At 60.1% G+C, this 12,289-nt stretch carries 11 protein-coding genes; 6 read left to right on the top strand and 5 right to left on the bottom strand.

Going from position 1 to position 12,289, the window contains the following annotated elements:
• Nucleotides 1–8 precede the first annotated feature (8 nt).
• Nucleotides 9–455 carry a dUTP diphosphatase gene (dut, locus tag DK391_RS34330; RefSeq protein ID WP_109482452.1) on the top strand — a complete coding sequence of 149 codons (447 nt, stop codon included), beginning with the start codon at nucleotides 9–11 and terminating at the stop codon, nucleotides 453–455.
• 115 nt (nucleotides 456–570) lie between these two features.
• On the opposite strand, the gene clpA is transcribed toward dut, so the two are convergent.
• Both clpA and clpS read right to left on the bottom strand, forming a co-directional pair.
• Nucleotides 571–2,871 (bottom strand): ATP-dependent Clp protease ATP-binding subunit ClpA, encoded by a 2,301-nt coding sequence (clpA, locus tag DK391_RS34325; RefSeq protein ID WP_109482451.1) that lies wholly within the window; start codon nucleotides 2,869–2,871, stop codon nucleotides 571–573.
• On the bottom strand, nucleotides 2,868–3,182 hold the full coding sequence (gene clpS, locus DK391_RS34320; RefSeq protein ID WP_028368427.1) for an ATP-dependent Clp protease adapter ClpS: 315 nt from the start codon (nucleotides 3,180–3,182) through the stop codon (nucleotides 2,868–2,870). The genes clpA and clpS overlap by 4 nt, the downstream gene beginning before the upstream one ends.
• Before the next feature lie 541 nt (nucleotides 3,183–3,723).
• Between clpS and cspD the strand changes: the two genes are divergently transcribed.
• The gene (gene cspD, locus DK391_RS34315) at nucleotides 3,724–3,930 is read left to right on the top strand and encodes a cold shock domain-containing protein CspD (RefSeq protein ID WP_007586257.1); all 207 of its coding nucleotides are present in this window, start codon (nucleotides 3,724–3,726) and stop codon (nucleotides 3,928–3,930) included.
• Nucleotides 3,931–4,023: 93 nt separating this feature from the next.
• Here the strand turns inward: cspD and DK391_RS34310 are convergent, their stop codons facing one another.
• From DK391_RS34310 to icd, 3 genes are all read right to left on the bottom strand, one after another.
• On the bottom strand, nucleotides 4,024–5,673 hold the full coding sequence (locus DK391_RS34310) for a multicopper oxidase family protein (RefSeq protein WP_109482450.1): 1,650 nt from the start codon (nucleotides 5,671–5,673) through the stop codon (nucleotides 4,024–4,026).
• 145 nt (nucleotides 5,674–5,818) lie between these two features.
• Nucleotides 5,819–6,175: a hypothetical protein gene (locus DK391_RS34305; protein WP_109482471.1), complete on the bottom strand. Its 357-nt coding sequence runs from the start codon at nucleotides 6,173–6,175 to the stop codon at nucleotides 5,819–5,821.
• A 144-nt stretch (nucleotides 6,176–6,319) separates the two neighbouring features.
• Nucleotides 6,320–7,576 (bottom strand): NADP-dependent isocitrate dehydrogenase, encoded by a 1,257-nt coding sequence (gene icd / locus DK391_RS34300; RefSeq protein ID WP_109482449.1) that lies wholly within the window; start codon nucleotides 7,574–7,576, stop codon nucleotides 6,320–6,322.
• Between the two features lie 339 nt (nucleotides 7,577–7,915).
• On the opposite strand from icd, the gene DK391_RS34295 reads away from it, so the two are divergent.
• The 4 genes from DK391_RS34295 (at nucleotide 7,916) to fusA (ending at nucleotide 12,101) form a co-directional block, all read left to right on the top strand.
• Nucleotides 7,916–8,485, top strand: a complete 570-nt coding sequence (locus tag DK391_RS34295) for a pseudouridine synthase (protein ID WP_109482448.1) — start codon at nucleotides 7,916–7,918, stop codon at nucleotides 8,483–8,485.
• 406 nt (nucleotides 8,486–8,891) lie between these two features.
• On the top strand, nucleotides 8,892–9,083 hold the full coding sequence (locus tag DK391_RS34290; RefSeq protein WP_109482447.1) for a hypothetical protein: 192 nt from the start codon (nucleotides 8,892–8,894) through the stop codon (nucleotides 9,081–9,083).
• 144 nt (nucleotides 9,084–9,227) lie between these two features.
• Entirely contained in the window at nucleotides 9,228–9,743 is a 516-nt protein-coding gene (locus tag DK391_RS34285; protein WP_109482446.1) for a DUF192 domain-containing protein, read from the top strand.
• 252 nt (nucleotides 9,744–9,995) lie between these two features.
• Nucleotides 9,996–12,101 (top strand): elongation factor G, encoded by a 2,106-nt coding sequence (gene fusA / locus DK391_RS34280; protein WP_109482445.1) that lies wholly within the window; start codon nucleotides 9,996–9,998, stop codon nucleotides 12,099–12,101.
• The last annotated feature ends 188 nt before the right edge of the window (nucleotides 12,102–12,289 follow it).

Here is a 12,289-nt window from a genome sequence, read left to right as displayed (position 1 = left end):
CAAACTGCATGAAACTCGACCTGAAGATTCTCGACCCGCGCATGCGCGATCAACTTCCCGCCTACGCCACGACGGGCAGCGCGGGCCTCGATCTGCGCGCCTGCCTCGACGCACCGCTGACGCTCGAACCCGGCCAGACGGCCCTCGTGCCGACGGGTCTCGCGATCCATGTGGGTGATCCCGGCTACGCGGCGCTGATCCTGCCGCGCTCGGGTCTGGGCCACAAGCACGGCATCGTGCTGGGCAATCTGGTCGGCCTGATCGACTCGGACTACCAGGGGCAACTGATGATCTCGACGTGGAACCGCGGCACGACGACGTTCACGCTGAATCCGATGGAGCGTCTCGCGCAACTGGTGATCGTGCCCGTCGTGCAGGCCGAGTTCAATATCGTCGATGAGTTCGAAAGCAGCGATCGCGGCGAAGGCGGCTTCGGCAGCACCGGCAAACACTGAGGCATTGCTCGGTTTCGTGCGTTGAAGCCTTTGCAGCTTTTAACGCGCAGCCAATAAAAAACGGCGTGGGTTGTGAAACCCACGCCGTTTCTATTTGCTTCGGAGATAGCGACGTTTAGTCGACTTCCACCGCTTCCGGATTCGGATTTCGCGGAGGCGCCGAGTTTTCGTCGAAGGTCAGCTGGATCTTGTCGTCTGCATCGACGTCGACCGTCACGCGACCACCGCTCATCAGCTTGCCGAACAGCAGTTCGTCGGCCAGTGCACGACGGATCGTGTCCTGGATCAGACGCTGCATCGGACGTGCGCCCATCAGCGGATCGAAGCCGTGCTTCGCCAGATGCTTGCGCAGCGCGTCGGTGAACAGCGCATCGACCTTCTTCTCGTGCAGCTGATCTTCCAGCTGCATCAGGAACTTGTCGACCACGCGCATGATGATTTCTTCATCGAGTGCGCGGAAGCTGATCGTCGAATCCAGACGGTTGCGGAACTCAGGCGTGAACATGCGCTTGATGTCGGCCATTTCGTCGCCCGTTTCGCGGCGCGACGTGAAACCGATGGTCGACTTCTGCATCGACTCAGCGCCCGCATTCGTCGTCATGATGATGATGACGTTGCGGAAATCCGCCTTGCGTCCGTTGTTGTCCGTCAGCGTGCCGTGGTCCATCACCTGCAGCAGCACGTTGTAGATGTCCGGATGCGCTTTCTCGATTTCGTCGAGCAGCAGCACGCAATGCGGCTTCTTGGTCACGGCTTCCGTCAGCAGACCGCCCTGATCGAAACCGACATAGCCCGGCGGCGCGCCGATCAGACGGCTCACCGCGTGACGTTCCATATATTCCGACATATCGAAGCGGATCAGCTCGATACCCAGCGTGAACGCCAGTTGTCGCGCGACTTCCGTCTTGCCGACGCCCGTCGGGCCGGAGAACAGGAACGCGCCGATCGGCTTGTCCGTCTTGCCGAGACCCGCACGCGCCATCTTGATCGATGCCGACAGCGCGTCGATAGCCGGATCCTGACCGAACACGACAGCCTTCAGATCGCGATCGAGCGTTTGCAGCTTGCTGCGGTCGTCTTGCGACACGCTTTGCGCCGGCACGCGCGCGATCTTCGAGATGATCTCTTCGATCTCGCTCTTGCCGATGGTCTTCTTCTGCTTCGACTTCGGCAGGATGCGTTGCGCCGCGCCCGCTTCGTCGATCACGTCGATCGCCTTGGCGGGCAGATGACGATCCGTGATGAAGCGTGCCGACAGTTCAGCCGCCGCCGACAGCGCACCCGACGAATACTTCACGCCATGGTGCTCTTCGAAGCGCGACTTCAGGCCACGCAGGATCGCCACCGTCTGCTCGACGGTCGGCTCGGTCACATCGATCTTCTGGAAACGACGCGACAGTGCTGCGTCTTTTTCGAAGATGCCGCGGAATTCCGTGAAGGTTGTCGCGCCGATGCACTTGAGCGTGCCCGACGACAACGCCGGCTTCAGCAGATTCGATGCGTCGAGCGTGCCGCCCGATGCGGCGCCTGCGCCGATCAGCGTATGAATTTCGTCGATGAACAGGATCGCGTTAGGACGTTCTTTCAGTTCCTTCAGAACCGTCTTCAGGCGCTGCTCGAAATCACCGCGATACTTGGTGCCCGCGAGCAGGGCGCCCATATCGAGCGAGAACACTTGCGCGTCCACCAGGATATCGGGCACTTCGCCGCGCGTGATGCGCCATGCGAGACCTTCGGCGATGGCCGTCTTGCCGACGCCCGCCTCGCCCACCAGTAGCGGATTGTTCTTGCGCCGACGGCACAGTACCTGCACCACGCGCTCGACTTCCGCCTCGCGTCCGATCAACGGATCGATGCGGCCGTCCTTCGCCATCTGGTTCAGGTTCTGCGTGAACTGCGCAAGCGGTGTTTCCTTTTGCGCAGCGGCTTCGTCCGATTCCGCGTTCGCATCCGTCGACTTCGCAGCTTCCGAGCTGTTCGTCTTCGCGATGCCGTGCGAAATGAAATTGACGACGTCCAGACGCGTCACGCCCTGCTGTTGCAGGTAGTACACCGCATGCGAATCTTTCTCGCCGAAGATCGCCACGAGCACATTCGCGCCCGTCACTTCCTTCTTGCCGTTCGAGGTGGACTGGACGTGCATGATCGCGCGCTGGATCACACGCTGGAAACCCAGCGTGGGCTGCGTGTCGACGTCGTCAGTGCCCGGGACGGTCGGCGTGTTGTCGTGAATGAAGTTGCGCAGGTTCTGACGCAGGTCTTCGATGTTGGCCGCGCACGCGCGCAGCACTTCCGCCGCCGTCGGGTTGTCCAACAGCGCCAGCAAAAGATGTTCGACCGTGATGAACTCATGCCGTGCCTGGCGTGCTTCCATGAACGCCATGTGCAGACTGACTTCCAGTTCCTGGGCAATCATGCTTCCTCCATCACGCACTGCAGCGGATGCCCTGCCTGCCGCGCGTGGGTAACGACTTGCTCGACTTTGGTCGACGCGATGTCCCGCGTATAGACCCCACAAACTCCCCTGCCTTCGCGATGGACCTTCAACATAATCTGCGTTGCGGTCTCTCGATCCTTATTGAAATATTCTTGCACGACCATCACGACGAATTCCATCGGCGTGAAATCGTCATTCAACAACACCACCTTGAACATGGCAGGCGGTTTCAGCTTTTGTTCCTGCCGCTCCAGTACGGTGTTGTCCTGCTTGTCCGGGATAATCGCCATACACCCATTCTAAACAACTCGGACAGGCCCGCAATCCTGTCAAAACCCGACCGGCTGGCCGGACATCGGGTCCCTCCGGCGCGGTGCAGCAGCTTCTCGCGGTTGCCCTCTGCGCCGGGCCGCGTGCGGTGGCGGCCCTCCGGTAATCCTGCATTGCAGCTTGATGACTGCAGTCGGATCGAGTATCGCACAACCCGCGCCAGCAAGCTGATGACACGCCAACCTCTGTATCCGCCGCTTCACCGTTGAACTGCATGTGAGTCGATTATGCGACTTTTCAAGACGCGCCGCTTGCGCCACCGCACATAAGGAAAGCGGGAAAAACCCTGGAAATTGGGTCTTTACAACGAAGAAATGGGCGTCTCAAAATTTTCTTGACACTCGAATAAAGAGACTCAACAATCAAGCTGGCACTTTTTTCAATAAGCGGTCTATACGAAAAAATGCCGTTGGTGAGCTTGTGAGGAGGGACGACTGCATCCCGTGGTCGTTGAGCTTTTCGAGGGCTCGTGGCAGCTTTTGAGTTACAGGGGAAGTTGGTATGGCAACTGGTACGGTCAAGTGGTTCAACGACGCGAAAGGTTTCGGATTCATTACGCCCGACGAAGGCGGTGAGGATCTGTTTGCACACTTTTCGGCTATCCAGATGAACGGTTTCAAGACCCTCAAGGAAGGCCAGAAAGTTAGCTTCGAGGTCGTTCAAGGCCCGAAGGGCAAGCAGGCATCGAACATTCAGTCCGCAGCCTGAACGTTTGGGCCCAAAGCCTTGAAAACCCGGCTTCATGCCGGGTTTTTTCGTTTCTGGCCTTTGTTTTGTCTCTATCGATAACTACGGCAGGAATCAGACAACCTTGAGGGTTGCCATCATGCCGAGATCCTCGTGTTCCAGTATGTGGCAATGGAACATCCGCTCGCCCGCGTCGTGCTGCACCGTAGCGATGCGCACTGTCTCGCCGGGCTGCACGTTCACCGTATCCCGCCATGCGAGATACGGCTCTGCCGTTCTCGAACTGCCCTGCTGTTGCCGCGACATCACCTGAAACTGCGTGCCGTGCAAATGGAACGGATGATCCATGTCGGTGCGGTTTTCGATCGACCAGACTTCGACCTCGCCGCGCCGGCTGGTCAGCGCGATGCGCTTCGGGTCGAAGCTCGCGCCGTTGATCAGGAATTGCATGCCGGGTGGCAGCGCCGACATCATTGCGCCCGGACGGTGCATGGCCGTCATATCCATCGCTTCCGTGAAAACGACGGATTTTTGCGGGGCTTTGTCGGCTGAATCGTTGTCGGGAAGCAGCGGTGCGATGGGTCGCAGCGTGGACGGCATGACGCGCGCTGCCTGAGACGCCGTCGCACCCGGCATGAAATGCACATCGGCGAGCGGTTTCGCAGGATCGCCGGGCAGGCTCTTGCCTTCCGTCATCGTCATCTTGCGGCGGTCGTAGGCGGCTGCGGTGAGAATGGCCGTCGATGGTTGCGCACCGGCACGCACGATGATCTCCGCCCGCTCGCCCGGCGCGAGCAGCAGTTCGGTCAGACCGTCGCGCGGCTTGTCGAGCAGACCGCCATCCGTGCCGATCTGCGCGAAAGTCTGCTTGCCACCGAGCGACACGCCCAGATAGCGGGCATTGCAACCATTCCACAGACGCCAGCGTTCATCCTGCGCGACATCGATACGCGGACGCCGAGCGCCGTTCACCAGCACGAACTGGCCTTCGCGGCCGTTCATCCAGTCCATCATGTCGTTCGGCGCGATGGATGCGTCGCTGGCCAGCTTCAGGTCCGAGAAGAACAGATGGCGTTCGGGAAAAGCAGCAAGCGGATCGCCGGCGGCGCGCACGATGATCGGCCCGGCCAGTCCGCGAAACACCTGTTCCGACGACATCATGTGCGGATGCGGGTGATACCAGTACGTGCCGGCGCTGCCCAAGGGCAGCGTGAAGCGGTACACGCGCGACTCGCCCGGCGCGACGGGCTGCATCGGATTGCCGTCCTGATCGGGCGGCACGGGCAGGCCGTGCCAATGGATCGTCGACGGCTGCGGCAGACGGTTCACGAAGCGGATCACGACGGTATCGCCTTCGCGCACGTCGATGAGCGGCCCGACGATCGGTCCTTGCGCGGCATCGCCGTAGAGCCAGAGCGATGTCGAATGACCCGGCATCAACTGGCGTCGCACCGGTTGCGCGACGAGCGTCGCGCGAAACACGCCTGCTTCACTGCTTTCGTTCGCGAGCTTGCGCAGTGCGGCAAGCGGCGCGCCTGCGGGCAGCGCGGTGTCCGGCGCGAGGCCCGGCGCAGCGTGTGCGGCGTGTGTATCTGCACCATGCCCGGCCCCATGCGATGGCGACATGCCGGGCATGTCATCCATATCGTTCATACCGGACATGCCTTGCATGCCGTGCATCGAATGCTGCGCGAACACTTCGCGCGCGAAGAGCGAAGCAACGGCGACGCTCAACGTGCGGGCGAGAAATTCCCTGCGGATCATGGATCGTTTCCTTGCTGATGCGTCGCGGCAATCTGGTTGCGCGCGGCGCATGGATCGTGTGACGTAACGTGACGGAAGCGGACGCAACGGTCTCGTTCACGCTTCGCTTGGGCGCGTTGCTCCGGCAAGCGCCGGCATCGAACGGTCACACGATAGGCGGACGCACGGGCGGTGCGCGAGTCACGCTCGTGCGGGCGGGATCGCTACCCGTCGCCGGCACATCCGACGACGCGACGCGCGCCGTGACGCCGATAGCCGACAGCAACGCACTGCAATGCGCACCACACGCGCTCATGCAGCACAGCGAATGCGTGCGATGACACGATGAACTGGCGTCGTCCATGTTCATTGATGTCGCGCAATGAACCACGCTCGCTTGCCTGACCTGTTGCATGCGCATGGTGCGCGCCGCATCGCCGTGATGATGCTCGCACGCAGACGCGCCCTGCATACCGAGCAGGACGAGCGTCAACACGACGAGAATGCGCCACAACGATTTCATGCTGGTCTGTCGAAGCGGATGCGCGAATGCAAAAGAGAGAGAGTCGATCATAACGCAGCCAGGTCGCCACGCCGGGGACGATCGCGCAAAACAAAACCCCGGCGCGCCGGGGTTTTGTTCACGTAGAAAGCGCTAAAGCCACGCTCACATATTGTCGATCATCACCTGACCGAAGCCCGAGCACGACACCTGCGTTGCGCCTTCCATCAGACGCGCGAAGTCGTACGTGACGCGCTTGGACAGAATCGATTTTTCCATCGACTGCAGAATCACGTCCGCCGCTTCCGTCCAGCCGATGTGACGCAACATCATTTCCGCCGACAGGATTTCCGAGCCCGGATTCACGTAGTCCTTGCCCGCATACTTCGGCGCCGTGCCGTGCGTCGCTTCGAACATCGCGACGGTATCCGACATGTTCGCGCCCGGCGCGATACCAATGCCACCAACTTGCGCCGCGAGTGCATCCGAGATGTAGTCGCCGTTCAGATTGAGCGTGGCGATGACATCGTATTCAGCGGGACGCAGCAGGATCTGCTGCAGGAATGCATCGGCGATCACATCCTTGACGACGACGTCGTTGCCCGTCTTCGGATTTTTCACCTTCATCCACGGGCCGCCATCGATCAGTTCCGCGCCGAACTCTTTTTGCGCGAGCGCATAACCATAGTCACGGAAAGCGCCTTCCGTGTACTTCATGATGTTGCCCTTGTGCACCAGCGTGACCGTGCGGCGATCGTGGTCGATCGCATACTGGATCGCCTTGCGCACCAGACGCTCCGTGCCTTCGCGCGACACCGGCTTGACGCCGATGCCGGACGAATCGGGGAAGCGGATTTTCTTCACGCCCATTTCGTCGCGCAGGAACTGGATGACCTTCTTTGCTTCAGGCGAACCCGCCGGCCATTCGATGCCTGCGTAGATGTCTTCCGAGTTCTCGCGGAAGATCACCATGTTGACCTTCTCCGGCTCGCGCAGCGGCGACGGCACGCCCTTGAAGTACTGCACGGGACGCAGGCACACGTACAGGTCGAGCTCCTGGCGCAGCGTGACGTTCAGCGAACGGATGCCGCCGCCGACGGGCGTCGTGAGCGGACCCTTGATCGACACGAGGTATTCCTTCACGACTTCGAGCGTTTCGTCCGGCAGCCACACATCGGGACCATAAACCTTGGTCGCCTTCTCGCCCGCGAAGATTTCCATCCAGTGGATCTTCTTCTTGCCGCCGTACGCTTTTTCGACGGCTGCATCGACGACCTTGATCATCACGGGCGTTATGTCGACGCCCGTGCCGTCACCCTCGATGTACGGGATGATCGGCTGGTCGGAAACGTTGAGCGAGAAATCCGGATTGACGGTGATCTTGTCACCGTCAGCCGGAACCGTGATGTGCTGATACGCCATGATCGGACTCCAGTGGTAGCTGGTCTGTGAGAACAGGTTGGAAATGCGAAAACGGGGCGCTTCCCTCGCGCGCGATGCGATGCCGCGCCAATGCAGGTGCTGATGCCAGAAACCGATGCAGCAAGCGGCCAGGCGGCTATTCTAGCCCACACCGGCACCGGCACGCGCGCGGGACGTGCACGTAGGCGGGCAACCCCGCAGCGCAGCGTCGAAATATGCTCAACGTCTTATATCTTATATAAGACATGCGACACGACGCTCCAAAATATGCTTTAAAATCTCGCCATTCGCATCCGCGCCGCCCGCCGGCACGCCCCGCGCCCTGCCTCTTGTCCTCGCATGACTCTGCTCGCTCTCAACAAGCCATTCGGCACGATCTGCCAGTTTTCCGCGCACGAAACGCGCGCATCGCTGGCCGACTGGGTCAAGACGCCCGGCGTTTATCCGGCGGGCCGGCTCGACTCCGACAGCGAAGGCCTGCTGCTGCTTACCGACGACGGCGCATTGCAGGCGCGCATTGCAGAGCCGCGGCACAAACTGGTGAAGCGCTATTGGGCGCAAGTCGAAGGCGCGCCTGAAGACAAGCATCTGAAGATGCTCGCGCGCGGCGTCGATCTCGGCGATTACGTGACGCGCCCATGTCGCGCGGAGTTCGTCGAACCCGGCGATGCGCTATGGGCACGCACGCCGCCCATCCGCTTTCGCGCAGCGATTCCCACCACGTGGATCGAGCTATCGATCACCGAAGGCAAGAACCGTCAGGTGCGTCGCATGACGGCGGCCGTCGGCTTTCCGACACTGCGTCTCGTGCGGGTCGGTGTTGGCGCGCTCGATATTTTTTCGCTTGGATTGCAGCCTGGCGAGACCATCGAACTGTCTTCGCGTGCGCCCTGGGATGGCATCGCGTAGCTATCCATGTGCCTGAAAAATGCGCATTGATATTCGCTAAACCTTTGTATCGAAATACGTTTTCTATTCAGAAGCGCGCTTTGAAAAATACCCACGAAAAGCGCCAGAAACTCTCATTTCGCGACGCGTTATCAAACTTGAAAATTTCCTGAAAATTTTCGTCAACCGCGTTGCAAGTCCATGCGTTAGTTGACGCAGATGCCGATGAAGCTGTCCGGCATTCAGCCTCAAGAGCCTTGACACAAGCCGCTCCAACGACATGTCTCAAGGCGTCTGAACGCTCGCAGCCGCAAAGAAAAATTTGTTCGATGCGGATGTCAACCGAAAGGTGGACGGCACGTTTAACGACATGACTCCAATCTAACCGGGTCATTTGGTTAATTAACTAAAGCTGAGGATTCACAAAATGAACAAACTGATCGCCGCTCTGGTCGCTGGCCTCTTCGCAACGGCAGCATTCGCACAAGCTTCGGCACCGGAAGCAGCTTCGGCTGCTCCGGCAGCAGCAGCTTCGTCGCACAAGGCAACGAAGAAGGCACACAAGAAGTCGCACAAGAAGGCAGCAGCTGCAGCAGCGGCTTCGGCAGCTTCGGAATAAGTTTGTTGCAATAACGCAGTCAAGAACTAGCTGGTTTGCCGTTCTTACGGCGTTGAAAGGCAGATGGCCGCAAGGCTCTCTGCCTTTTTGTTTTTGACGCGCTCGCGTAACATTCGCGGTTCATATTTAGTCAGGAGCCACACCGTGCGATTTTCATTGCGCCCGCTGATCGCGCGTCTCGCGATTGCCATTGCATTCCCTGTTGCCGCCTTCGTGATGTTGTCGTTCATGACGATATCCGTGCGCGATGCGCACGCGCAGCAGATGCCCCAGGGCGCGAAGCAGCCCGGTGAGTTTCCGCGCGCCAAACTGACGGCAGGCATGTACGTGATCGACGCCGCCGTCGCCGCGAACGATGCCGATCGCGAGCAGGGTTTGATGTACCGCTCGGAACTCGCGCCGAACGAAGGCATGCTGTTCGTGTTCGGCGAAAATGCCGTGCACTGCTTCTGGATGAAGAACACCTTGATTCCGCTGTCGATCGCATTCATGCGCGCCGACGGCACGGTCACCGACATCGACGAGATGCAGGCGGAAACCACCAACAACCATTGCCCGAAGAACAACGGCGTTTATGCGCTGGAGATGAGCAAGGGCTGGTTCACGTCGAAGGGCATCAAGCCCGGTATGAAGATTCAGGGCTTGCCGGCGCCGCAATAAGCGCGCACGCCGCCCGTCATACGCATCCGGACCGGATAGAAGCCGGCGCAGCCGCAAGGCGCGCCGGCTTGTTTATTTGCGCCGCGCCGCAACGTAGTGCGGGCTGCTGCGCCGGCGGCTTCTGGCAGGATTCCTGCAAAAGCCTGGGCGACACGCTATTCTTATAGTCTCACCAGCAGCACCGAGATCGGCCGGGCCGCAGTCCGCAAGCCCGGCGCCATTCACCGGCGCGCCTACTCCATGGAGGTTCACGTGCCCCGCAAGACTCCTATCGAGCGATATCGGAACATCGGTATCAGTGCTCACATCGATGCCGGCAAGACCACCACCACCGAACGCATTCTTTTCTACACCGGCGTGACCCACAAGATCGGCGAGGTTCACGACGGCGCGGCGACGATGGACTGGATGGAACAGGAGCAGGAGCGCGGCATCACGATCACGTCGGCTGCGACCACGGCCTTCTGGAAAGGCATGGCCGGCAACTATCCGGAACACCGCATCAACATCATCGACACGCCGGGACACGTCGACTTCACCATCGAAGTCGAGCGCTCGATGCGCGTGCTCGACGGCGCGTGCATGGTGTACGACTCGGTTGGCGGCGTGCAGCCGCAGTCCGAAACCGTGTGGCGTCAGGCGAACAAGTACAAGGTGCCGCGCATTGCGTTCGTCAACAAGATGGACCGTGTCGGCGCGGACTTCTTCCGTGTGCAGAAGCAGATCGGCGAGCGTCTGAAAGGCGTGGCCGTGCCCATCCAGATTCCCATCGGCGCGGAAGATCACTTCCAGGGCGTGGTCGATCTCGTGAAGATGAAGGCGATCGTCTGGGACGACGAGAGCCAGGGCATCAAGTTCGAGTACGAAGACATCCCCGACAACCTCAAGGAACTCGCGCACGAGTGGCGCGAAAAGATGGTCGAGGCAGCGGCTGAATCGAGTGAAGAACTGCTCGAAAAGTACCTGACCGATCACGAGAGCCTGACGGAAGAAGAGATCAAGGCGGGCTTGCGCAAGCGCACCATCGCCAATGAAATCGTGCCGATGCTGTGCGGCAGCGCGTTCAAGAACAAGGGCGTGCAGGCCATGCTCGACGCCGTGATCGACTATCTGCCCTCGCCTATCGACGTGCCCGCGATTCTCGGCCACGACGAAGACGACAACGAAGCGGAACGTCATCCGAGCGACGACGAGCCGTTCTCCGCGCTCGCGTTCAAGATCATGACGGACCCGTTCGTCGGACAGCTGATCTTCTTCCGCGTGTATTCGGGCGTGGTGAATTCGGGCGACACCGTCTACAACTCGGTGAAGGAAAAGAAGGAACGTCTCGGACGGATTCTTCAGATGCACGCGAACGAGCGCAAGGAAATCAAGGAAGTGCGCGCGGGCGACATCGCGGCGGCGGTCGGCCTGAAGGAAGCGACGACGGGCGACACGCTGTGCGATCCGAACAACGTGATCATTCTCGAGCGGATGATCTTCCCTGAGCCGGTGATCTCGCAGGCTGTCGAGCCGAAGACGAAGGTCGACCAGGAGAAGATGGGTATCGCGTTGAACCGTCTCGCACAGGAAGATCCGTCGTTCCGCGTTCAGACGGACGAAGAGTCAGGTCAGACCATCATCTCGGGCATGGGCGAGTTGCACCTGGAAATTCTCGTCGACCGGATGAAGCGCGAGTTCGGCGTCGAGGCGACGGTCGGCAAGCCGCAGGTCGCATATCGCGAGACCGTGCGCACGAAGGTGGAAGGCGTGGAAGGCAAGTTCGTCAAGCAATCGGGCGGACGCGGCCAGTACGGCCATGCCGTGATCACGCTGGAGCCGGATCCGGGCAAGGGCTACGAATTCGTCGATGCGATCAAGGGCGGCGTGATTCCACGCGAATACATTCCGGCTGTCGACAAGGGGATTCAGGAGACGCTCAAGGCGGGCGTGCTGGCTGGATATCCGGTTGTCGATGTGAAGGTGACGCTGACGTTTGGTTCGTACCACGATGTGGATTCGAATGAAAACGCGTTCCGCATGGCTGGGTCGATGGCGTTCAAGGACGCGATGCGTAAAGCGAAGCCTGTGTTGCTCGAGCCGATGATGGCGGTCGAAGTCGAGACGCCTGAGGACTTCATGGGCAACGTGATGGGCGATCTGTCCGGACGACGCGGCATCGTGCAAGGGATGGAGGATATTGCCGGCGGTGGTGGCAAGCTCGTTCGGGCTGAAGTGCCGCTGGCTGAGATGTTTGGTTACTCCACTTCGTTGCGCTCGTTGACGCAAGGGCGTGCGACTTACACGATGGAGTTCAAGCAGTACGCTGAGACGCCGAGTAACGTGTCTGAGGCGATCATCAATTCGAAGTCCAAGTAAGTTTTTTTTCGCTTCGGCGCGAAGGCCTGTTCCGGTTGGGATGGGCCTTTTTTGTTTTTATGGTTTGTGGTGCTTTTGCTGGCGTCCGCTTTTTGTTAGTGGTCTGCTTGGGTTGCCCCTGTGCGGGGCGGCACCTACTTTTCTTTGCCGCCGCAAAGAAAAGTAGGCAAAAGAAAGCGGGCTAACAC

Source organism: Paraburkholderia sp. C35 (genome assembly GCF_003121405.1).
Taxonomy (GTDB): Bacteria; Pseudomonadota; Gammaproteobacteria; order Burkholderiales; family Burkholderiaceae; genus Paraburkholderia.
Note: the sequence above shows the minus strand (reverse complement) of the source record. Positions and strands in the feature narration are given on the sequence as shown.

Excerpts from the sequence above, each read along its gene's own strand:
- DK391_RS34310 (WP_109482450.1), bottom strand. The coding sequence starts at position 5,673 with ATGATCCGCAGGGAATTTCTCGCCCGCACGTTGAGCGTCGCCGTTGCT.
- dut (WP_109482452.1), top strand. The coding sequence starts at position 9 with ATGAAACTCGACCTGAAGATTCTCGACCCGCGCATGCGCGATCAACTT.
- DK391_RS34295 (WP_109482448.1), top strand. The coding sequence starts at position 7,916 with ATGACTCTGCTCGCTCTCAACAAGCCATTCGGCACGATCTGCCAGTTT.
- clpS (WP_028368427.1), bottom strand. The coding sequence starts at position 3,182 with ATGGCGATTATCCCGGACAAGCAGGACAACACCGTACTGGAGCGGCAG.
- icd (WP_109482449.1), bottom strand. The coding sequence starts at position 7,576 with ATGGCGTATCAGCACATCACGGTTCCGGCTGACGGTGACAAGATCACC.
- clpA (WP_109482451.1), bottom strand. The coding sequence starts at position 2,871 with ATGATTGCCCAGGAACTGGAAGTCAGTCTGCACATGGCGTTCATGGAA.
- DK391_RS34290 (WP_109482447.1), top strand. The coding sequence starts at position 8,892 with ATGAACAAACTGATCGCCGCTCTGGTCGCTGGCCTCTTCGCAACGGCA.
- DK391_RS34305 (WP_109482471.1), bottom strand. The coding sequence starts at position 6,175 with ATGAAATCGTTGTGGCGCATTCTCGTCGTGTTGACGCTCGTCCTGCTC.
- cspD (WP_007586257.1), top strand. The coding sequence starts at position 3,724 with ATGGCAACTGGTACGGTCAAGTGGTTCAACGACGCGAAAGGTTTCGGA.